Source organism: Sneathiella sp. D3-11, from assembly GCF_055809395.1.
Window position 1 is genome coordinate 2495156 of sequence record NZ_CM147911.1, and the last position, 21255, is coordinate 2516410.

Below are 21255 nucleotides of genomic sequence, written 5' to 3' on the forward strand. Positions count from 1 at the left end.
ACTTCGCATTGCCTCAGGATATAAACTTCGCCATAACGAGTAGCAATATGATCGAACAAAAGCTGTCACAAAAGTCTTTTTCTACTGCCATCCTCAATTGGTATGATAAACACGCCCGCCGTTTGCCCTGGAGAAGCCCGCCCGGAGAGCACCCTGACCCGTATCATGTCTGGTTGAGCGAGATCATGCTACAGCAGACGACTGTGGTAACCGTTGGTCCTTACTTTGATAAATTCCGAACGCTTTGGCCAACTGTCCATGACATGGCCGCCGCACCGCTGGATGATATCCTCACGGCTTGGGCCGGTCTTGGTTATTATGCGCGTGCGCGCAATCTTCATAAATGTGCAATCGCCATATCCGAAGAATTTAACGGGCATTTTCCGAAGGATAGGGACCAGCTTCTGTCACTTCCGGGCATCGGCCCCTATACAGCGGCGGCGATCGCGGCGATTGCGTTTGATAAGTCTGAAGTTGTTGTCGATGGGAATATTGAGCGGATAGTCAGCCGCCTGTACCGCATCGACATGCCACTTCCAGCGGCAAAAAAGAAAATAACGGTACGTGCGGCGGAACTTACTCCCTTGCAGCGTGCTGGAGACTATGCGCAAGCCCTCATGGATATAGGTGCGACGATCTGCTCCCCGCGTGCCCCGACTTGTGTGATATGTCCTGTGGCTGATTTTTGTAATGCGCGAACGGCAGAAGATATGGAGCGGTATCCAGTCAAAGCACCAAAGAAAGTAAAGCCAACGCGGCGTGCTGTGATTTTCTGGCTGGAGCGGGAGGATGGTTTTGTTTTTCTCCGCCGACGGGAGGAGAAGGGACTGCTTGGAGGCATGATGGAGTTCCCCTCAACTGAGTGGCAGGAGGAAACAATTCCCGTAGAGACGGCTATCAAAAACTTTTTCTCAAACGACTTTCAGAAGCGGGAGAACCGAATCACAGAGAAAGCTATGGTTCGTCATACTTTCACGCATTTCCATTTAGAACTGCAGCCCGTTGTTATTTCAATCAAGGAAATGGACAAGTTTGTTTTGCCGCACGGTCAATGGGCTGAGCCGAGAGAGTTTGGCCGCTACGCCCTACCAACTCTGATGACCAAGGTTGCGCGGATCGTGATTAAAGACCGGGACTGACGAATTCGTCTTTCGATACCTTCCCGTCGGCATTTTTGTCGAGCTTATTAAAACGCACAACACCGGCGGCTTTGATCTCCTTCAAGGTAACAATTGTGTCCCCGTTGGTGTCCATTTCTTTATATTCATCAGGAACGGGAACTTCGGAGTGGGCCGGCGCGGTAACGGAGCGGAGGCTTTCTGCCTGAACATATTCCTCATACTCGACCTTACCGTCGGAATTAAGATCATATTCCTTGAACAGGCGCTCGCGATAGGCTTCCGTTTCGGCCTGTGAGATGGCGCCATCCGCATCTCTATCCATGCCAAGAAAACGGGATTCTTCATAGGATAATGCAGGGAGGCTGATTGCCATAGTCAGAGTGCTGCCCAAGATAATCGCTAAAGAAAGTCTGTTCATTGCGTCCCTTTCCAATTTGAAGGGGCGCGGGGACCCCTCAGTTCATTTCCGCTCGTACTTGCTGTCGGAGTACGTCGATGGAGACTGCTTTCCCTTCTGCGTCAAAATGCCAGAAAGTCCAGCCGTTGCAACTGCTGGCGCCTTGTAATTGAGCGCCTACTTTATGGATGGAGCCCGATACATCAGAAGCAACCAGACTTCCGTCCGCACGTACCTTTGCTTTATACCGTTTCCGCGCGTCAAACAAGATTTGTCCTGCGGATAATAACCCTCTTTCAACAACAGAGCCGAAGGGAATTCTCGGTTCTTGACGCTTGCTACGGGTAAATTCCAGATCGTCGGCGGGGAGCTGGCTTACCTTTCGGATACGCTCCTTGGCGACGGCAATGTATTTTTCCTCCCGTTCCAGCCCGATATAGTGTCGACCTAGCTTGTGGGCAACCGCACCGGTGGTCCCGGTACCAAAAAACGGGTCCAGGATGACATCGCCTGGGTTCGAGGCCGCCGTTAGCACACGATAGAGTAATGATTCCGGCTTCTGCGTCGTATGGGCCTTTTCGCCCTCAACTTTCAGTCGCTCCCCGCCGCTGCAAATTGGCAAATGCCAGTCAGAGCGCATTTGTATGTCGTCATTCATGACTTTAAGCGCATCGTAATTGAAAGTGATATTTCTCGCTTCCTGTCCTTTGGAGCACCAAATCAATGTTTCATGCGCGTTAGTGAAGCGGGTGCCGCGAAAATTCGGCATCGGATTAGTCTTGCGCCAGATGACATCATTCAAGACCCAGAAGCCGAGGTCCTGCAGGCTGGCGCCAACACGGAAAATATTATGATAGGATCCGATCACCCATAGCGTTCCGTTGTCTTTCAGTACACGCTTCGCCGCAGCCAGCCAGGCACGTGTGAAATCATCATAGGCGGCAAAGCTGTCGAACTGATCCCAGTGATCCGTCACAGCGTCAACAAAGCTGTCATCGGGGCGCCTCAACTCGCCGGAAAGCTGCATGTTATAGGGCGGATCCGCGAAAATCATGTCCACGGAATTTTCCGGCAGACTGTTCATCAAGTCGATACAGTCGCCCTTTAAAATTTGATCAAGTGGTAGCTTCTGTTTTTGGGTCATTCATATTATTCTGTAATTATTCAATGTGAATATACTGATTCGGCCGATTCGCTACGTCAATATATTTTGTTGAATCAGTATGTTAGAGAATAATTCTGAACTTTCGCTTAATCATCACTAATGAGCGCGCGGATAGGCGCAAAACTTCGCCTATGTTGTGGTGTGATGCCAAAATCACGCAATCCCTTGCGGTGCTCCGCCGTGCCATATCCGGCATTTTTCTCCCATCCGTAGTGCGGATACGTCTCCGCAAGAGTACACATTTTCCGGTCTCGTGTTACTTTTGCCACTATCGAAGCAGCCGCAATGGAGAGAGAACGGCCATCGCCTTTGACAATTAGGTGCGTCGGAATGCCTAGTTTCGGGTCCCTGTTTCCATCGACTAGAGCGACATCGGGACGGAAAGGAAGGGCCTCCATTGCGCGGCGCATGGCAATCAGACTTGCTCCAAGAATATTATGCGTATCAATTTCCTGAACGCTGGCTTCTCCGATGCCGACAACTGCGGATTCGTAGATGGCGCCATAAAGTTCTTCGCGCTTCGCTTTTGAGAGTTTTTTGCTGTCCTGCATACCATCCGGGATGTTGTTTTGATCAAGAATGACCGCAGCGGCAACCACCGGGCCAGCAAATGGGCCGCGACCAACTTCATCAATGCCGACAACCCGACCTGTTTCAAGCAATTCAAACGATAAATCCGGGTATGTTGGGATAGGGCGGTTCATATCCCTTCAATAACATGCACTTCGACCTAAAATAAATTCATTTGTCGCTTGTCGCGGCCCGGTTTCATGAAAAGGTCGGTTGCAAGGCTATACTTACTGCCCTCAAACCCGAGTTGCTGACAGGCAAGACGAAATCTCTTGTTGATAAGTGCCGCATAGGGACCGGTTCCGACCATCCGTTTTCCGAATTCTGCATCATAATCCTTCCCGCCTCGGGTAGAACGGACAAGCTTCATCACCCGTGCGGCTCTGTCCGGAAAATTTTCCCAAAGCCAGTTCTCAAAGAGACCCGCAACATCCATCGGTAACCGCAGAAGGAGATAAATTGCACTTTCCGCACCCTTGTCTCTACATTCCATCAAAATGCGTTCTAGTTCATGATCGTTAAGGCCCGGAATAATGGGGGAGGCCTGAACTAAAGTCTTAACTCCAGCCTTGCTTAACGCCTCGATTGCGGCGAGACGTTTATGCGGGGCGCTTGCCCTTGGCTCCATAACACGGGCTAAGTTTCTGTCGAGTGTGGTCACCGATATACCAACGGAAACAAGGTTGTCCTTTGCCAACGGAGCCAGAATATCAAGATCCCGCAACACAAGATCGGATTTTGTTGTGATCGTGAAGGGATGCCTCGTCTCGGCCAACAGTTGGATAATCTCCCGTGTGATTTTAAGCTTTCTCTCAATCGGTTGATAAGGGTCAGTGTTTGTGCCGAGAGCGATGGGTTTACATTGATAGGAGGGACGGGATATCTCGGCGGCCAGCAACTCCGCCGCGTTCGGCTTTGCAAATAGCTTGCTTTCAAAATCGAGCCCGGCAGAGAGATTCATATAGCCATGGCTTGGTCGGGCATAACAATAAATGCATCCATGCTCACAACCCCGATAGGCGTTAACAGATCGGTCAAAAGGAAGGTCCGGTGACATATTCCGGCTGAGAATGGATTTTGGCCGCTCAATCGTAACCGTCGTTTTCAAACGGTCTGTATCGTCCTGCTCAGCAGGTGCCCAGCCATCATCAATGAAATCCCGTTCGACAATCTCAAACCGTCCGTCTGGGTTGGCAGTTGCGCCGCGCCCATGCCGTCTGTTTTTATCAAATGGGATGATCTGATTGTCTAGCATATGGTCAATATATCGAACCAAAAAGAACAAAACAAGAACATAATAATGAATAGTGATGCGACCGGATCTGAAATGCTGGACGTATAAATAAGAAACCAGCAACGAGGAAGGAACAGGAAGATGCAAAAATTCGGAACTCTCCTGCTTGGAGCGATAATGATAGGTGGTGTTTCCATCGCGCAAGCGGATAGCTGGCAGAGCGGTAAGCATGGCTCCGCCTCCAAGGGATCAAAGGGGCAGAGTACTTTAGTTTACAGCAAAGGGAATAAAGGCTCGGCCAATGTCGGGCAGAATATCACCTATGGCCCTCAACATTCCAAAAATAGACAAGCTCACAGGACGGCGTCTTCAAAGCGGCATGGGACGAAGGTAGTCTACGCATCGCCGAAAAGGGTTATTTATGTTTCACCGAAATATCAGTCTCAATCCAAGAAGCATTCCTATCATTCGTACCGGCCAAAATATGTCTATGTGAAACCCGCATACGCACCGCGTTACTACGGCCATCACCCCTACCGCGAAATCTATTGGCCATTTATAAATGTGCGCTTTGTGGTCGAGCTGACCGCGCGCCAGATTGAGCATCATCATCAGGCTTTATACACGGCATTGGATAGGCCAGTCGGGCATATTACGTCATGGCGCGACGGCGGGCGGAGCGGAAGTATTGCCATCCTTCGAAAGGGGTATGACGCCTATGGCAATCTCTGCAAGCAATACAGGCAAACACTCACCTATCGCGGACGGACAACAACAAGTGTGGAAGAGTCCTGCTTGTCACAAAGTGGCTACTGGAGACCCGTTTGATGCATGCCTGTCCATCAAGGGCGGTGCGAATATTTCTACCGAAGATTTTCGCGCTGCTCCGTTGATACAGGCTACCCTTTTGCCAACTGGCTTAGGCGGTGCATACTGGCTTTTTCCAGAAAATCATATGCCGCCTCATCCAGCTTGTTAAAGCTGAAGGCAACTTGATTCTTCCCGAGCAGAACACGTGTGACGACGGCAACGGAATTGGTTGGCGCGGTTCTATCCGTATCGTAGGCAATCTTTCGGACAAACACCTTCTCCCCGACTGGCGGGCGTCCCGCAAAATCATCTATGCGAAATCCGCCAAGGCTCCAGTCATAAGTAGCGAACTCATGCGTTCCTAACGTGAGATGAAGCTTCGGCACCTCAAAGCGATGGTCTTTGCGGTTATGGCCACGGTAACCTGTAGTTATAAAAACTCGTTTCATTTTAATTTCTAGATTCTGTTTGAGGGCAAATCCTGCAACATTTTAGCAAACGAAAAATTAAAATTGAGTTTCCTTTTGGTTGAAAATTCGATTTTCAGATCAATCAGTTCAGCTTTTCGATCGCTTTTCATGTTCCTGTAGACGATCGAACAGTTCGACAAAATTACAGGGCATGAAACGGTAATCAAGTTGGTGGACAAGAATATCGTCCCACGCATCCTTCACTGCCCCGGTTGAACCCGGAAGCGCAAATAGATAGGTGCCGCGCGCGACGCCAGCACTTGCACGGGACTGAATTGTTGAGGTGCCGATTTTCTGATAGCTCAACATGCGAAAGAGTTCTCCAAAGCCCGGGATTTCTTTTTCATAGAGTGCCCCGAAAGCCTCCGGTGTTATGTCACGCCCGGTTACGCCGGTGCCGCCGGTTGAGATCACCACATCGACATTATCATCAACAAGCCATTGATTAACAATATTCTGGATATCGGCAATCTCGTCGCGAACAATCTGCCTGTCGGCGAGCGTATGCCCCGCCGCTTCCAGGCGGTCTACAAGTGTCTGGCCCGACTTATCCTCTGCCAGACCCCGACTGTCGGATACGGTCAGCACAGCGATCCGTACTTTGATAAAGGGACGGGATGTGTCAATTCCGGGCATTATCTGCGACCTCGTTTTCCCAGCGATCAAGGGGTTGATATTCAGGCCATTCACCCTGCGCAATCTGATCAAGCGCGGGTAGATCCTGTCCCATACGATGACGGTATATCCAGAAATTTGTCAAAACCCTTTTTATAAAATTCCGGGTTTCCTTGCTTGGCATTGCTTCAATGAAAAAGAGTGGATCATCATTATATTTGGTTTCTGACTTCCATTTCTTCAGATTTCCGGGGCCTCCGTTATAGGCCGCAGTAAGATTGAAGAGATTGGTGTCGACATCTTTATATTTCATTAGATAGGTCAGGTATTTCTGACCGAGTTCCAGATTAAAGGCCGGGTCAAATAGCTTCTTGTTGTTTTTGTTACGAAGCGATCGGTCACCGGAAAGATAGCTCGCCGTCGACGGCATGATCTGCATAAGGCCCTTTGCCCCGGCTCCACTTCGCGCCAGAGAGTAAAAGCCGGATTCCTGACGCATAAAGGCGTAGAGTAGGGCGCGGTCCACCTTGAAGCCATTCTTCGGCGACCATTTCGGCATTGGGTAAATCGCGGCGTCCCAAGGCTTGTCTTCATTTTCCCAAAGAAAGAGCCCAATGCGCATAGCAACAGAGGGCGCACCGATTTGCTCGGAAAGTGCCAGTAGCATAGGCGCTAGCTTGTCATTTGCGCTCGGAAAAGCGGCCCTCAACTCCTGTGCTGCGAGATCATATTGCCCGATCTCACTTAAGGCAACGGCGCGTTTGGCGGATGGGATTTTCATCAACCATGAAATTTGCTCTGACGTCAGCGTTGGCAAATCCCAACTGAACGGTTTTTCGATCCCAAGCTGACGCAGCGCAAGCAAACCATAAAACGTGCGCGGCTGGCTCGCCGTCCGTTCTAGGAAAAGATATGCTTTTTCCGGGCTCCCAAGTTTCAGGTACGCGCGCGATGCCCACCAGTTGGCGGCAGTGTAATTCCAGTCCGAAATCCGGCTGACTTCTGCCAATGCGGCAAAATGTTCGGCGGCTTTGTCAATTCGACCTAGGCGCCATGCGGCGAGCCCGGCCGTCCAATCCGCGAGAGGAACATATTTGCGGGAGTTTTTGAGAGCGGCTTCGGCGAACTCAATCGCCTGTTCATCGCGCGCATATAAAAAATAGCTTTTCGAGATTCTTTCTCGAAGTTGGTCAAGTTCTACTTGATCAAGAAGCTTCCGGATCTTTTTCTGGCGAAGAAATTTCGCGGCTTTGGTCGGCTGATCTCGATAGAGATATTGCTTTACGGCACGCTTGGCATGGGCGACATCATTGCGCGTTTGCGCCGATCTTTTGCGTTTGCTTTTATAGGAGCGCGAGAGGAAAACGGGCTGCCCTGGGCCAGTTCCTCCGAGATAGCGGCCATGAAGTGCCTCGGGTAGAGGTTTCCACCCTTTAGGCCGGCGACTCTTTGCGAGCTTATATAGGCGATACGCTCCTGGATGGTCAGAATAGGCCTTCATCCATAGGTGAAGTTCTTCATAGTTTGCGCGGTACTTAGTTGGGTGCATGTACCGCTGGAATCTGACATGGCCAATAAGAATATTGTTCGAAAGTGATTTTATCAGCGCGTCGGCCTTCTTCCATTTACCCTGTTCCTGCAAGACAAATATCTCTTGATATCTTTCTATGTCTGTAGGCGATAGAACGGAAGGCACTGTGCCTGCCACGGCGATCGGCCCCGTCATCACTAGGGCGGACATCACAAATGCTATCGCGGCGATCAATCTGGGGAAATGCTTCATAGGCCAGACAACAAAAATAAAGTGTGATCCACAGGGTAAGTTCAACCCGTTAGGAAAAGGTTATTGTTTTTATTCCATTTCTGCCTTCAGACTGAGTAGGTCCGCCCAGGCAAGTTTTTTTGCACCTGGTTGGTCAATTAAAAAGGCCGGATGAAAAGTCGGCAGCATTTTTGCGCGAACTTCCCCAATTTGCAAATCATTCCATTTGCCGCGGAGTTTGTTGATACCTGTTTTGCGGTCCAGCAGGTGTCCGGCGGCTTCTCCGCAGGCCAGAACACAGGTGGGTTTGGCAAGCTCAATATGGCGGAGAGCGAAGGGCAGGCAAAGAGCGCGTTCTTCATCCGTCGGGGTTCGTCCCCCCGGTGGTCGCCAGGGGATCGCACTCGCAAGATAGACTTCATCACGTTCAAGGCCGATAGCTGCCAGCATTTTATCGAGTAGTTGTCCGGCGGAACCGGAAAACGGGAGCCCGCTCCGATCTTCATCACTGGATGGTTGCCGGTCGATGATCATCAGCTTTGCGCCAGGGGTGCCCTCGGCAAATACGGTATGGCTCGCCAGCTTTTTTAGTGAACAATGCTCAAAATTTTCAATTGTTTGCCGAAGCGCCTCAAGGTTCTCGCAATTGAGGGCTAGTTCCTGTGCCTCACGAACCCCTTCGGCGAGGGTAGGGATCGGCGCGTTTTGAGCGGCGGGTTTCAGATGGTTGGTTTTGACAGTGGGCGTCGGGCAGACGGAGGGTGATTCTGAGGATAATGGTTGTTGCGCGGCTAATTGATAGCGATTAACCGGCTCTTCGCCAATCGTTTCCGTTACCCCCGCGTCGAGATAGAAGCGGAGCAATGCCGCCATGTCAATTTCAGATTGCATGCCATATCATAGCAGCCCTTTTTCCGTTTCGAGAAGATGGCGGGTGAAAGATTTTTGATGTGAAAGGAAAATATCCTTTGGATCGCATGTGCGCCGTATTCCTGTTCGTCGCTGCGTTTAGCGATGTATTATCTTGAATGCTTCGTTTTAAATGGCCGGAAACCGCCGTAATCCATCTCAATCGGGATTGACGCGCAATAAAAAAAATATAGTGTCGGGAGTAAATCTGCTGGATTTGGGTAAAGGGGGTCCCTTTGCGCAAGGCATCGGTTCAATGATAAATAACGGCTGATAATTAGTCGGAAAGGCAAGAAGAGGCTTTTGATGGAACGCGAATCTATGGAGTTTGATGTTGTTATTGTCGGCGGTGGCCCGGCTGGGCTATCTGCGGCAATAAAGTTGCGCCAGCTCAGTGCCGAGGCTGGCATTGACATTTCGGTATGCGTTCTTGAGAAAGGCTCAGAGATTGGGGCTCATATACTCTCGGGTAATGTGTTTGAAACCCGAGCATTGGATGAGTTGATTCCGGACTGGAAGGAAAAGGGCGCACCGCTCAATACGCCGGTCAAGTCAGAGAAATTCTTCTTCATGACAGAATCGAGCGAACTCCGCTTCCCGAACTTCCTGCTACCGAAACAGCTACATAATCATGGCAATTATATCATCAGCCTTGGCAATTTCTGTCGTTGGCTTGCGGAACAGGCTGAAGCGATGGAAGTCGAGGTTTATCCGGGATTTGCAGCCGCAGAGGTTCTCTATCACGAGGATGGCAGTGTTAAAGGCGTCGCCACCGGTGATATGGGCGTTGGTCGCGACGGTGAGCATAAGGGCTCCTATGAGCCGGGGATGGAACTACACGCCAAATACACCCTCTTTGCGGAAGGCGTGCGCGGTTCACTGACCAAAACTCTGTTTGAAAAATTCAACCTTCGTGAAAACTGCGACCCGCAGACTTTCGGTATTGGGATCAAGGAATTGTGGGAGCTGGATCCTGAGCAGCATAAGGAAGGCCAGATTTTCCACAGCTTCGGTTGGCCGCTTGACCGTAACACATATGGCGGTTCCTTTGTCTATCATCTGGAAAACAATCAGGCCTATGTCGGCTATGTCGTCGCACTTGATTATGAAAATCCATATTTGTCACCTTACGATGAGTTCCAGAAGTTCAAGACCCATCCGATGATGAAGGAAATGCTGAAGGGCGGTAAACGTATTTCTTACGGCGCGCGAGCAATTAACGAAGGTGGCTTTCAATCAGTGCCGGAACTTGTTTTCCCAGGCGGCGCCTTGATTGGCTGCACCGCCGGTTTCCTGAATGTGCCGAAGATCAAGGGATCTCATACCGCGATGAAGTCGGGGATGATGGCCGCGGAGGCCATTGTCGCCGAAATGAAACTGAATGCGGAGGCTCCGGCCAAAGTACTGGATACATATCCAGCGCTTTATAAAAAATCTTGGGTTTATGACGAGCTTTATCGTGTTCGCAATAGCCGGCCGGCCTTTAAATGGGGGTTGCTTGCCGGAACTCTCTATACAGGGCTGGATCTCAAAATTCTGGGGGTAGGACACCTTGGACGTTCAAGCATCATGATGATCATTCGGCCCTGAAAAAGGCGAAGGATTGCAAAAAAATCGACTATCCGAAATATGACGGTGTATACACATTCGATAAGCCATCATCGGTATTCCTCTCGAATACCAATCATGAAGAAGATCAGCCGATCCATCTCACATTGAAGGATGACAGCGTTCCGGTTTCTATAAATTATGTTGAGTATGCCGGGCCGGAACAGCGTTTTTGTCCTGCCGGCGTTTATGAATTCTTGACCGATGATGACGGATCAAATCCGCGCCTGCAGATAAACGCCCAGAACTGCGTTCATTGCAAAACATGTGATATCAAGGACCCGACGCAGAATATCAACTGGGTTGTTCCAGAAGGCGGCGGCGGGCCAAACTATCCGAATATGTAAAAATTAGCCCGAATTTCTGGAAATTTGTTTCATGCTAGTTGGGAACGCCCTACATACTATGGAAATGTGGCTTTCCCGGCGAACCATGCGTCGGATCAAAAACGTAAAGGTAAATTAACAGAAATGGCGAGCGCGGGCGTGAACAAGTTCAAACTGGTTATCGGCGGTTTTATTCTGACGGCGGCGTTGGGGGCTTGTGCGGCGAGCAGCGCCTCAAGCGAACGTCAATCTCTACCAGATTCTTTTCAGGACGCTGGCGGCACGGCAGAGATGTTCCCTTCGTCATATTTTGGCGAATATCTGGCGGGCCGTGAAGCCCTTCGTGAGCAAGACTCTGCAGTCGCCCTTGAATATTTCGAAGATGCGTTGAGCGAGCGGGGCGATGACGGAATTCTTTTGAATATTGCATTGCAGGCCGCACTCTCCAAGGGAGATATAAAACGGGCAATTGCACTTGCACCGAAGGTAATCGAGCTGGATGAAGATAGTTCAACAGCCGATCTTGTTTTGGCAATTAACGCACTCGGCCAGAAGAACTACGCCCAGGCTCGCGACAATTTGGAAAAAACGGCTGAGAATGGCTTCAACGTTCTGTTAAAACCATTGCTTATGTCCTGGATAAAGTTGGGGCAGGGGGATACGGACGGGGCGCTCGCTGAACTCAATGCTCTCGATAAGTATAATGGGTTTGAAGCACTCAAGCAGTATCAGGCGGCATTGCTAAGTGATTTGTCTGGCGACCAGAATTTGGCGGATGTGAATTATGAGGCGGCGCTCACCGGACCTTCCGGTCGGGCCGTTCGTTTGGTGCAGTCCTATGGGGCATATCTCGATCGCACAGGTCGGCGGGATGACGTCAAGAAACTCTTTGACGCCTATCTCGAAAAGTATCCGTTGAGCCCGACAATCCAGCTTGAACTCGCCGAACTCGAGGCAGGGCGACCTATCACACCGATTGCAAGAGACCCGATTGAAGGCGCGGCGGAAGCTCTTTACAGCGCCGCCTCAATTATAGGGCAAGAACGCGCTGTCGGTGTCGCGGCGACTTATATCTATTTCGCACTTCAGTTAAAACCGGATTTTCCAATGGGGCGGATGTTACTAGCGGAAACCGCGGAAGATAGGAATAAATGGCAGGAAGCGTTTGATCTTTATAGTGAGATTAACCCCAGTTCTGCCTATGGCAAGAATGCACGGATTCGAACCGGCTGGGTCGCGTATCGTCTTGGCCGTACAGACGAGGCGAAGGATCGGCTTGAGGCGGTTGCCGCCGGCTATCCGGAAGACATTGAGGCGCTGGTCGTTCTTGCGGACGTCAGCCGGGATTCGAAAGATTGGAACGAGGCGGCGCGCAACTACGGTCGTGCGATTGAACGGCTTCCAGAACTTCAGGAGCGGCATTGGTCGCTCTACTACGCGCGGGGAATTGCTTACGAACAGTCCGGGCAATGGACGCTTGCACAGGCCGATCTTTTGAAATCACTTGAGCTTCGGCCTGATCATCCGCAAGTTCTCAACTACCTGGCATATTCCTGGGTGGACAGAAATGAAAACCTGGAGCAGGCAAAGGATATGTTGATCAAGGCAGTCTCTCTGCGCCCCCGTGATGGTTTTATTATCGACAGCTTGGGATGGCTTTATTACCGGCTTGGCGAATTTGATGATGCGGTGGCGCAACTGGAAAAGGCCGTCTCTTTGGAGGCCGCGGATCCGACGATTACGGATCATCTTGCCGATGCCTATTGGCGCGTTGGCCGCCGGGAGGAAGCGCGCTATCAGTGGCAACGGGCGCTTTGGCTAGACCCTGCAGAAGATCAGATTTCGATCATCAAGAGAAAACTGAAATCCGGTCTTAAGGATGATATCAAGGCCCAGAAATAAACGGGCGAGCCATCGTGATTACCGCCATCGCCCGATCTAAAGTCAATCTCTTCCTACATGTGACAGGTAAGCGGAATGACGGGTATCATCTGCTCGAAAGTCTTGTGGTTTTCCCTGAGTGGGGGGACAGTGTAACCGTTAAAAAGGGCAAGAGTATCACGCTTGAGGTAACAGGCCCCTTTTCTCAATTGATTGGTAGTACCGAAGAAAATCTCGCCTTTAAAGCTGCGCATTTGTTGAAGCGTGAAGGTGGATCGAATGAAGGCGCGCGCATAGTTTTAGAGAAGAACTTACCGGTTGCGGCCGGAATCGGTGGCGGATCTGCTGATGCGGCGGCTGTCTTGCAATCCCTTAATATATTGTGGAATATAGGGCTTTCTAATAATCGCCTTGGCCAAATCGGACTAGCCCTCGGTGCAGATGTTCCTGTCTGTCTTTATGGAAAACCGGCGATGATGTCAGGCATTGGGGAACAGATTTCTGGTCTACGAGAATTTCCGAAATTTAATATTTTACTAGTTAATCCGGGTATTTCGGTTTCTACGGGGGATGTATTCAGTCAACTGACAATCTCGGAGAAAATACCCTCTTCAGATGACTTTAATGGACGAACAGCACGGGAGTTATTCGTCGGGCTTGCCGCCATGCGGAATGATCTGGAGGCTCCTGCGCTCGAAGTTGCCCCTGTAATTGACGCTGTTCTTTCGTCGATCAAAGAGCAGAAGGGATGTCATCTTGCCCGAATGAGCGGCAGCGGGGCGACCTGTTTCGGATTATTCGAAGAAGAAGAGGCAGCTGAGATGGCTGCGCGTGACATACAGGAGCGCCATCCTGACTGGTGGGTGCAGGCGGCGGCTGTGGGCCCGTAGTTCCGGAGATTTAGCCTTTTACCGATTTTTTCAAAATTTGGCTTGAGGTTAGTCGGCCCTTTGGATAGAAAGAGGCTCCTTATTGGGGTGTAGCCAAGCGGTAAGGCAGCGGGTTTTGATCCCGTCACGCGCAGGTTCGAATCCTGCCACCCCAGCCAGAACCTCATTTCACCCAATCCAATACCATCAAAAATAATCAACTAAAACAATGTTTTGTATTGTTTTCGCGTCTTATGTAGTCCAACATTAGCCTCTTGCATCCAGAAAATTTGGGGGTAAGATTGGGGGTACATTGAAAATGCCAAAAATAATGTACCCCCCAAAATGCCGCTAACCGATATCAAAATCAAGAGGGCAGGAGCGAAGGAAAAAGCTTATAAGCTGTCCGATGGAAAAGGCCTGTATCTGGAGATCCAGCCCAATGGCAGCAAATACTGGCGTTTTAAATACCGGTTCGTCGGTAAGGAAAAGCTCCTGGCTCTGGGGATATATCCAGAAATCAGCCAAACCCTTCGCGGAGCTTTATGATACGGTCTGAGTGTCCGAGGAAGATTGGGACGTCGCTTCGGTTGTCTGCCAGTTGAGAATAAATGTCGTTCCGGGGGCGGGGAGTTTTGCGTCTACAGGCGTCAAATCGACCACACTCAATATCACCGTTATATTTCCCTCTGTGTCCCCCAACGGAAAAGCGGCCACGTCGACAGTCACCCAAGATCGATCAACAAACTGGATTTGCTCTCGGACCGCAATAGGTCGCTTGGATGACGCGCAATTTCTAAACATCCACACTACATCATCGGTTTTGTCGCCGTAGAGATCCTCATCCAGCCATTTTCCGGTTGAGTTTCGCCCTGCCAGTTCTGTGATTTTGGTTCCCAAGAGGCGATATCGAAACCGTAACGGTTCCTGAAAAACATCTACGAGCACGACATGGGGAAGATGGCGCACTATAGCAGCGGGATTGAATTGCTGTTTTGTTGGCATCAATCTGCTTTGCTTCAGATCCATCCAGTAGTCCCGTATTTCCACAAGGCTTTCGGACGAAATCGGTAGATCTGTCTTTAGTCGCTCCATCTAATTCCCAAGCGGGATTTATTCCCTACCTAAAAGTCACAGTCGCAAGTGCAGCCTGGGCACGCGAAGCGTCCCAAACGGTGATTTCTCCCGGTACTTTATCGATACCGTCGATATCTACACCGGTTCCGGGGGTGCTTACTATCCGCCCGCCTTCGGCGTTGAAGATAACAATTGTCCCCTCAAACAAGAATACACCATAAGTTCCCTGTGACGGTCCACCCCAAAAATCAGTTCCGCGCACGCCAATCGTTCCGGCACTGCTTTTTATCTCAACGCGTTTTTCTTTTAATTGGCCGATTTTTCCGGTTATAAACCGAAAAGGACCTTGCAGGGCGCTGATAATTGCCGTCCCGATATTGTTGTCAGGGTCGTAAAGAAACTCATCGATTTCGACGCGAGCATTCTCGCCGATAAGCAATTTTGTCCCGTCCGTGAAAGTGATTTCAATACGGGCCATGTCTTCTGAACTTATTACATCGCTTTCCCGTATCACGGACCCTACTTCTAGGGGAGTTGCCAAGCCATCTCTGATAATTTTTGCATCGCTTTGATGGCGAGTGACTGTGCCGACTTTGGTATTCGCGGCAATGCTGTTCTCCGCGACTGAAAATACAAGCGCAGCCGCTAGCGACAATACCAAAGCCAGTTTCTTGAACATACCACTCTCCTAAGTCTTCTAAATTGGTCATAAGTTTTTGTTAATCGCGTTTTATTAGCGCGATATTGCACCCGATTAACATTTTTACGACGCGACCGTGTGAGTAGATCACTTACAGCAGCAATTTGTCGCGAGACGACGGAAATAAGGGAACTATAGATAGCGGCTAACTAAAAGGCGACATCATCCAGAGCCTCTCGTGCGCGGAGGGCGCCCCACACCGTTACCTCGCCGGGTGGTGCGGTATTGCTGGTCAGGTTGACGCCGGTTCCTGCTTCTGTGAGGATGCGTTGGCCGAAGGGATTGGTGACTGAGATCGACCCATCCAGCAGAAGGACACCATAAACGCCACGTGACGGACCCGCCCAGAAATCTGTGCCGCGCACGCCAACGACGCCAAAGCGACTTTGAACGACGACCTGGGGCTTTTGAACCTTTCCGATACGGCCGGTTATGAAGCGAAATGGTCCTTGCAATGCGCGAAGGATTGTTGTGCCGATATTCTTATCAGGGTCAAACAGAAATTCGTCGATAACAATGTGACAATTTGCACCGATATATAGCTTCGTACCATCATTGAAAATAATTTCTACCCGGGCATTTTTGCCCGACTTTATGGCATCAAATTTTTGCAGTTTATGGCCAGCCTGAACATCTAACTGCTGTCCCTTTCGAATGACAACAGCCGTGTTTCTAAGCCGTGTAACTGTCGCAACGACTTCATCCTCCGCCAAAGCCGTGAGGGGTACGTAAGCCGCACAGAAAACCAGAATTCCAATAGCTACTACAAGATTTTTGAGCATGTGGTTGTCGTCCCTTCGTTCTGCCTAATTTGTAAAACAAGAACTAAAAAGGTACTAAGCAATTCACAGCCATTTGTGAGATCAGGCACACATGGCGTTGTTGATCTCGGTTTTCATGAGTAATCCACTTTGCGTATCGGTTGCCGCGATAACAGAGAGGGCATTTGCCGTCGCGGCCTTGAGACATATGTCCAAATCTGCGCCAATCGCAGCATAGGCAGAGAAAGTTGTGGCAAATGCATCGCCAGCACCTGCCGTATTGCTGACCTCGGATTTTCCCGCAGGATGAAAGCGAATGCCGTCCGGCGTTCCTACATATGCACCCTCCGCTCCATTGGTAACAAGGACAATTTTGGGGCCGATCTTGCACACTTCCTGAACAAAACTCTCGAATGTTCGTCCACCCAAGCCTTTTTCCAGCAAAACAGGCCCCTCTCCAGAAGATTTAGTGTCAGCCATTGCCTGTCCCTTAGGCAACAGGGTGAGCGCGAGCTGTTCCGCCTCCACCGCATTGATAGAAAGCAGGTCAATATGGGAAAGCGATTCAACAATATCACCGGACCAGTAAGTAATTTGGCGGATGCCGGGATTGGTGGCGACAAAGGCGCCCGCCTCCTTGGCAAGACGAGCAATTTTTGTCAGGCATGCGGCGGAGTTGCCAGACAGGCTGGCAATATAAACAAGGTTCTGGCCCTTAAAAAGTGCCGGATCAATCTCATCCTCGCAGAAGGCGATGTTGGCGCCACGGTTCGTAAAGATGGTGGGATTGCGGACATGAGACATGACCATAATCGCTTGACCTGTGGGAAGTGCGCTGTCCTTGATCACCAGATCAGTATTGATCTGTTCCATGGATAGAATTTCCTGAATTTTTTTGCCTTCGAGATCATTCCCAACCCGCACAAGAGCCGTTGTCTGATAGCCGAGCCGCGCGAGAGCGACCGCTGAATTGGTTCCGCCGCCGCCAACCGAAGACTTGATAGAACTCACATCTATCTTCCGCCCTTCCTCAAGCAGTAGAAAAGATGAGGTGGCGTTATGCATTGTCATCCGTTCGATATCCTGATCGTCAACCGAAGCGATGACATCAATCGTTGCAGAACCGATCGTCAATGCGTTTAACTGGGAAAATGTTTTCATATTAACATCTTAACCTTGCCATTTATTCGCTTCAATTTTTGATTGTATCCTACCTTGTATATGGCATCATGACTGTCAACAGAAGGATGAAACAACATCCTCATAATAATAATACTAACAGATGACTATGGGAGAAAAAGAATGGTGAAAACCATCAGCAAGTTCAACTTGCCATTTGCCAGCCTTGCGGATGTCGAAAAATTTGAGAAAACGCCTATTGAAGAATGGGTTCCGCACCAAAATGTGTACGACGTATTTTGCGCGGCGGTTGAGCAATATGGAGATAAGCCAGCTCTGATCACATTGCCGCCCGGGGATCCGATGGGCGATGGCCGGGAAATCACCTATCGTGATTTGCTTGCTAAGGTCAATCAAACTGCCAATCTCTTCCTCTCTGCGGGTCTCGTAAAAGGAGAGACTGTAACCTACCTCATCCCGCTATGCCCACAAGCCTATTTCACGATGCTTGGCGCAGAAGCAGTCGGCACAGTAAATGCTGTTAATCCTCTGCTGGAGCCCGAGCATATCCTTGGCATTGCAGAAGCGGCTAACGCCACAATCCTGATCGCAACGGGACAGGCATTAAGTCCGGAACTCTGGGAGAAGGCCGCCTATGTCATAGAGCGGATGCCAAATCTCAAGGCTGTCTATGTCCTTGGCGGCGGCGCGGAATGCGACGGGAAGAAAATCTTCCCGTATGATGAGATGATCGCCAAGCAGGACGCAAGTGCCATAAACGGCCCGCGCAATGACGCGCTGGACGATGTCATCGGCTATTATCATACAGGCGGGACGACCGGTGTTCCAAAACTCGCACCGCATACAAACAGGATGCAGCTCTCCCAAATCGCGATGAGCGGATTTGGCCTTGGTTATTCGGAGGCGGATTGCCTGCTGGCAGGACTTCCGATGTTTCATATCAGTGGTTCAATAGTCGTTGGATTGGTGCCCATGATAAATGGCGCAACCTTAGTGATTAGCAGTCCACAAGGATTTCGTGATCCACTAATCATTGGCAACTACTGGCGACTTGTCGAAAAATACGGGGTCACAGTTCTTGGCGGTGTGCCGACGATGATGTCCGCACTTCTGAATGTTCCGATTGGCGATGCTGATATCAGTTCTCTCCGTGCGGGTCTGACCGGCGGTTCTGCTGCCCCTGTCGAGGTTTTGAAAGCGATCAGTGATCTTTCCGGGGTGCCAATGCTTGAAGGGTACGGCATGACCGAAGTGACCTGCTTTACCACCATGCAGCCACAAAACGGTGAAGTGCGCTTTGGCTCTGTGGGCCTTCGTTTCCCCTTTGTCGAAGTTGAGGCTGCTCATATTGATGAAAGCGGGAACATCACCCGATTTGCGGAGCCGGAGGAAATTGGTGAGATTATCATGAAGGGCGTCTGTGTAACGCCGGGCTACGTACAGTCTGATTATAACGCAACTGCTTTTACGGCGGATGGCTGGCTCCGTTCCGGTGATTTGGGGCGCATTGACGCCGAAGGCTATATCTGGCTCACCGGGCGTGCAAAGGATATCATTATCCGGAGCGGACATAATATCGACCCTTCCATCATAGAGGAGGCGCTGCATGAGCATCCGGCTGTAGAACTTGCGGCGGCGGTTGGTCGGCCAGATAACTATGCAGGCGAGATTCCAGTGGCTTATGTCCAACTAAAACCGGATGCGACTGCAACACCGGATGAACTTAAGGATTTTGCCCGTGAAAGAATCCCGGAGCGTGCGGCTAATCCTGCAGACCTGACAATAATTGACGAAATGCCGCTTACGGGTGTTGGAAAGATATTCAAGCCAACCTTGCGCAATGACGCAGCGGTGAAGATTTTCACAGCCGAGCTTGAAACGCTCAACGGCAAAGGTGTCTCTATTGCGGTCAATGTCGATAATCACCCTGTGCATGGTAGCGTGGCGACGATTACAGTCACCGGAGGAGACAAGGCAACACTTGGCGGCCAGATCGCGGAGAAACTCGGACCCTATACGCTACGTCATGAAGTGGTTTGGCAGGAATGATATCTTGCACCATATAATGAGGAGCATTTGGCTTTCCTAAGAAAGGAGTTTCGTTATGACTGTCCGCAGTCCGATTTCCGACCTGCCAACTCATGAGGTAACAAATGTACCGCCCATTCTGGGAGATCAGGATCTTTATGGAAAAGACCTGCCCCTGCAGGAAGGGTTACTTCGAGAGGGGGGTGGTTGGGCTGAGCGGACAGTCATTGATTTCGCGATGAAGGCGGGATCGGAAGAGACGCTTGAATGGGCTAACCAGGCGAACCGGTATCCGCCTGAAATGAAGGCTTTCGACCGCAACGGTATGCGGATCAATCAGGTAACTTTCCATCCCGCCTACCACAGTCTGATGGATCTTGCGATTGCGCATGACGTACCGAGTTTCGCCTGGAATAACCCTCGGGATGGCAATCATGTGGCTCATGGCGCGCTTTCTTACCTTCTCAATCAGATTGAGGGCGGGGCGCTATGCCCGATGGCGATGAGCTATGCTGTCGTGCCTGCACTAAGGGCCACGCCGGAAATCGCGGAGGAGTGGATACCCCGTCTGCTCGCGAAGGAGTATGATCCGCGCGATATTCCGGCAAGTGAGAAGAAAAGCATCACTATGGGGATGTTCATGACGGAGAAGCAGGGCGGCTCCGATGTGCGGGCAAATTCGACGAAAGCGCGTCCGGCGGGTGAGCGCACCGGTCCCGGTGCGCCCTATATATTGACAGGCCATAAATTTTTCTGCTCCGCCCCGATGTCGGATGCTTTTCTTTCCCTCGCTTATACGGAGAACGGCCTCTGCTGTTTTCTGCTCCCACGATGGCGGCCAGACGGCACGCGCAATGGCCTTTTTCTCCAACGGTTGAAGGATAAGCTTGGAAATAAGTCCAACGCATCCAGCGAGATGGAATTCGTCGATGCCTGGGGGCTGATGTTGGGTGAGGAGGGGCGCGGTGTTCGCACTATCATCGAGATGGTGCAGGGGACCCGCTATTATTGTGCCGTTGGTTCGGCTGCCCTGATGCGTCAGGCGCTGACCCAAGCAATTCACCATGCAAGTTATCGCTCTGCCTTTCAGAAGAAATTGATCCAGCAGCCTTTGATGCAGAATGTGCTAGCCGATCTCGCACTGGAGTCGGAGGCCGCGACAACGCTCTTCCTGCGCCTTGGTCGCGCTATCGGGGCAGGGGAGACGGATCCCGTAGAGGCGGCCCTTGCGCGTATCGGGACGGCGATTGGAAAATACTGGATTTGCAAGCGGACGCCGGGGCATGTCTATGAGGCGATGGAATGTCATGGTGGCCCTGGATATATTGAAGAAAGCATCCTGCCGCGGCTCTATCGGGAGGCACCTGTCAACAGCATCTGGGAAGGATCGGGCAATGTGATTTGCCTTGATGTTCTGCGTGCCCTTTATAAGGATGCGAGCGCACTACCCGCGTTTTTTGCGGAAATTGAGCTGGCCAGAGGTGGCAATCATCTGCTTGATCGCTATATGGCTCGCCTGAACGCAGAGGTTTCGGATACCAGTAATCTTGAAAGCCGCGCCCGCCGGGTCACGGAGATGATGGCGGTGGCCTGGCAAGGGGCGCTTCTTGTTCAGCACGCTCCTGCGGCGGTTTCGGATGCGTTCTGCGCGTCGCGTTTGGGTGACTACTGGTCCGGAGCCTATGGTACCTTACCTGGTGATATCGATTTTGAATCAATTCTTGTTCGAGCTGGTGCAGCTTGATGATTTATGATCAAAAGGCATTTGTTGTTTGCCAATTGTGCGCATAGACCGTTAAATTGATAGCCATA

At 50.8% G+C, this 21255-nt stretch carries 18 protein-coding genes, 1 tRNA gene and 2 pseudogenes; 9 read left to right on the forward strand and 12 right to left on the reverse strand.

What is annotated here, in order from left to right; translation table 11 throughout:
• The first annotated feature begins 47 nt into the window (after positions 1–47).
• A complete protein-coding gene (mutY, locus tag AC0L73_RS12755) occupies positions 48–1139 on the forward strand; it encodes an A/G-specific adenine glycosylase (RefSeq protein WP_473653904.1) in 1092 nt (363 codons plus the stop codon).
• Here mutY and AC0L73_RS12760 read toward each other — a convergent pair.
• The 4 genes from AC0L73_RS12760 to AC0L73_RS12775 all read right to left on the reverse strand — a co-directional run bounded on the left by AC0L73_RS12760 (position 1123) and on the right by AC0L73_RS12775 (position 4508).
• Positions 1123–1539, reverse strand: a complete 417-nt coding sequence (locus AC0L73_RS12760) for an EF-hand domain-containing protein (RefSeq protein WP_473653905.1) — start codon at positions 1537–1539, stop codon at positions 1123–1125. The genes mutY and AC0L73_RS12760 overlap by 17 nt on opposite strands.
• A 37-nt stretch (positions 1540–1576) precedes the next feature.
• Positions 1577–2662, reverse strand: coding sequence for a site-specific DNA-methyltransferase (locus AC0L73_RS12765; RefSeq protein ID WP_227947835.1), 1086 nt, complete (start codon positions 2660–2662; stop codon positions 1577–1579).
• A gap of 107 nt (positions 2663–2769) precedes the next feature.
• A complete protein-coding gene (locus tag AC0L73_RS12770) occupies positions 2770–3387 on the reverse strand; it encodes a ribonuclease HII (protein ID WP_227947834.1) in 618 nt (205 codons plus the stop codon).
• A 26-nt stretch (positions 3388–3413) separates the two neighbouring features.
• Complete coding sequence (locus AC0L73_RS12775) at positions 3414–4508, reverse strand: PA0069 family radical SAM protein (protein ID WP_473653906.1); 1095 nt, start codon at positions 4506–4508, stop codon at positions 3414–3416.
• A gap of 120 nt (positions 4509–4628) precedes the next feature.
• On the opposite strand from AC0L73_RS12775, the gene AC0L73_RS12780 reads away from it, so the two are divergent.
• Positions 4629–5315 carry a hypothetical protein gene (locus tag AC0L73_RS12780; protein ID WP_227947832.1) on the forward strand — a complete coding sequence of 229 codons (687 nt, stop codon included), beginning with the start codon at positions 4629–4631 and terminating at the stop codon, positions 5313–5315.
• A 71-nt stretch (positions 5316–5386) separates the two neighbouring features.
• Here AC0L73_RS12780 and AC0L73_RS12785 read toward each other — a convergent pair whose 3' ends face one another.
• From AC0L73_RS12785 to AC0L73_RS12800, 4 genes are all read right to left on the reverse strand, one after another.
• A complete protein-coding gene (locus tag AC0L73_RS12785) occupies positions 5387–5746 on the reverse strand; it encodes a PilZ domain-containing protein (protein ID WP_227947831.1) in 360 nt (119 codons plus the stop codon).
• A gap of 108 nt (positions 5747–5854) precedes the next feature.
• Positions 5855–6403, reverse strand: coding sequence for a molybdenum cofactor biosynthesis protein B (gene moaB / locus AC0L73_RS12790; protein WP_227947830.1), 549 nt, complete (start codon positions 6401–6403; stop codon positions 5855–5857).
• The gene (locus tag AC0L73_RS12795) at positions 6390–8123 is read right to left on the reverse strand and encodes a lytic transglycosylase domain-containing protein (RefSeq protein ID WP_227948843.1); all 1734 of its coding nucleotides are present in this window, start codon (positions 8121–8123) and stop codon (positions 6390–6392) included. The genes moaB and AC0L73_RS12795 overlap by 14 nt, the downstream gene beginning before the upstream one ends.
• 111 nt (positions 8124–8234) lie before the next feature.
• Positions 8235–9035, reverse strand: a complete 801-nt coding sequence (locus AC0L73_RS12800; RefSeq protein ID WP_227947829.1) for a uracil-DNA glycosylase — start codon at positions 9033–9035, stop codon at positions 8235–8237.
• Between the two features lie 324 nt (positions 9036–9359).
• Between AC0L73_RS12800 and AC0L73_RS12805 the strand changes: the two are divergent.
• From AC0L73_RS12805 to AC0L73_RS12825, 5 genes and pseudogenes are all read left to right on the forward strand, one after another.
• Positions 9360–11008: pseudogene (locus tag AC0L73_RS12805) on the forward strand (electron transfer flavoprotein-ubiquinone oxidoreductase).
• Between the two features lie 123 nt (positions 11009–11131).
• On the forward strand, positions 11132–12889 hold the full coding sequence (locus AC0L73_RS12810; RefSeq protein ID WP_473653907.1) for a tetratricopeptide repeat protein: 1758 nt from the start codon (positions 11132–11134) through the stop codon (positions 12887–12889).
• Between the two features lie 14 nt (positions 12890–12903).
• A complete protein-coding gene (locus tag AC0L73_RS12815) occupies positions 12904–13758 on the forward strand; it encodes a 4-(cytidine 5'-diphospho)-2-C-methyl-D-erythritol kinase (protein ID WP_473653908.1) in 855 nt (284 codons plus the stop codon).
• A gap of 83 nt (positions 13759–13841) precedes the next feature.
• Positions 13842–13916 (forward strand) — tRNA-Gln (locus tag AC0L73_RS12820).
• 166 nt (positions 13917–14082) lie between these two features.
• Positions 14083–14262, forward strand: a pseudogene (locus AC0L73_RS12825) (Arm DNA-binding domain-containing protein); the annotation flags it as partial.
• 18 nt (positions 14263–14280) lie between these two features.
• On the opposite strand, the gene AC0L73_RS12830 reads toward AC0L73_RS12825, so the two are convergent.
• The 4 genes from AC0L73_RS12830 to AC0L73_RS12845 all read right to left on the reverse strand — a co-directional run bounded on the left by AC0L73_RS12830 (position 14281) and on the right by AC0L73_RS12845 (position 17436).
• Positions 14281–14832 carry a PAS domain-containing protein gene (locus AC0L73_RS12830; protein WP_227947815.1) on the reverse strand — a complete coding sequence of 184 codons (552 nt, stop codon included), beginning with the start codon at positions 14830–14832 and terminating at the stop codon, positions 14281–14283.
• A 25-nt stretch (positions 14833–14857) separates the two neighbouring features.
• On the reverse strand, positions 14858–15493 hold the full coding sequence (locus AC0L73_RS12835) for a FecR family protein (RefSeq protein WP_473653909.1): 636 nt from the start codon (positions 15491–15493) through the stop codon (positions 14858–14860).
• A 170-nt stretch (positions 15494–15663) separates the two neighbouring features.
• Complete coding sequence (locus AC0L73_RS12840) at positions 15664–16296, reverse strand: FecR family protein (RefSeq protein ID WP_473653910.1); 633 nt, start codon at positions 16294–16296, stop codon at positions 15664–15666.
• Between the two features lie 81 nt (positions 16297–16377).
• Entirely contained in the window at positions 16378–17436 is a 1059-nt protein-coding gene (locus AC0L73_RS12845) for a carbohydrate kinase family protein (RefSeq protein WP_473653911.1), read from the reverse strand.
• A gap of 141 nt (positions 17437–17577) precedes the next feature.
• Between AC0L73_RS12845 and AC0L73_RS12850 the strand changes: the two genes are divergently transcribed.
• Together AC0L73_RS12850 and AC0L73_RS12855 are read left to right on the forward strand one after the other, a co-directional pair.
• A complete protein-coding gene (locus AC0L73_RS12850) occupies positions 17578–19464 on the forward strand; it encodes an acyl-CoA synthetase (RefSeq protein WP_473653912.1) in 1887 nt (628 codons plus the stop codon).
• Between the two features lie 55 nt (positions 19465–19519).
• Positions 19520–21187: an acyl-CoA dehydrogenase family protein gene (locus tag AC0L73_RS12855; protein ID WP_227947810.1), complete on the forward strand. Its 1668-nt coding sequence runs from the start codon at positions 19520–19522 to the stop codon at positions 21185–21187.
• Positions 21188–21255 lie beyond the last annotated feature (68 nt).

Coding starts and splice junctions, on each gene's coding strand:
- mutY (WP_473653904.1), top strand. CDS start 48: ATGATCGAACAAAAGCTGTCACAAAAGTCTTTTTCTACTGCCATCCTC.
- AC0L73_RS12760 (WP_473653905.1), bottom strand. CDS start 1,539: ATGAACAGACTTTCTTTAGCGATTATCTTGGGCAGCACTCTGACTATG.
- AC0L73_RS12765 (WP_227947835.1), bottom strand. CDS start 2,662: ATGACCCAAAAACAGAAGCTACCACTTGATCAAATTTTAAAGGGCGAC.
- AC0L73_RS12770 (WP_227947834.1), bottom strand. CDS start 3,387: ATGAACCGCCCTATCCCAACATACCCGGATTTATCGTTTGAATTGCTT.
- AC0L73_RS12775 (WP_473653906.1), bottom strand. CDS start 4,508: ATGCTAGACAATCAGATCATCCCATTTGATAAAAACAGACGGCATGGG.
- AC0L73_RS12780 (WP_227947832.1), top strand. CDS start 4,629: ATGCAAAAATTCGGAACTCTCCTGCTTGGAGCGATAATGATAGGTGGT.
- AC0L73_RS12785 (WP_227947831.1), bottom strand. CDS start 5,746: ATGAAACGAGTTTTTATAACTACAGGTTACCGTGGCCATAACCGCAAA.
- moaB (WP_227947830.1), bottom strand. CDS start 6,403: ATGCCCGGAATTGACACATCCCGTCCCTTTATCAAAGTACGGATCGCT.
- AC0L73_RS12795 (WP_227948843.1), bottom strand. CDS start 8,123: ATGTCCGCCCTAGTGATGACGGGGCCGATCGCCGTGGCAGGCACAGTG.
- AC0L73_RS12800 (WP_227947829.1), bottom strand. CDS start 9,035: ATGCAATCTGAAATTGACATGGCGGCATTGCTCCGCTTCTATCTCGAC.
- AC0L73_RS12810 (WP_473653907.1), top strand. CDS start 11,132: ATGGCGAGCGCGGGCGTGAACAAGTTCAAACTGGTTATCGGCGGTTTT.
- AC0L73_RS12830 (WP_227947815.1), bottom strand. CDS start 14,832: ATGGAGCGACTAAAGACAGATCTACCGATTTCGTCCGAAAGCCTTGTG.
- AC0L73_RS12835 (WP_473653909.1), bottom strand. CDS start 15,493: ATGTTCAAGAAACTGGCTTTGGTATTGTCGCTAGCGGCTGCGCTTGTA.
- AC0L73_RS12840 (WP_473653910.1), bottom strand. CDS start 16,296: ATGCTCAAAAATCTTGTAGTAGCTATTGGAATTCTGGTTTTCTGTGCG.
- AC0L73_RS12845 (WP_473653911.1), bottom strand. CDS start 17,436: ATGAAAACATTTTCCCAGTTAAACGCATTGACGATCGGTTCTGCAACG.
- AC0L73_RS12850 (WP_473653912.1), top strand. CDS start 17,578: ATGGTGAAAACCATCAGCAAGTTCAACTTGCCATTTGCCAGCCTTGCG.
- AC0L73_RS12855 (WP_227947810.1), top strand. CDS start 19,520: ATGACTGTCCGCAGTCCGATTTCCGACCTGCCAACTCATGAGGTAACA.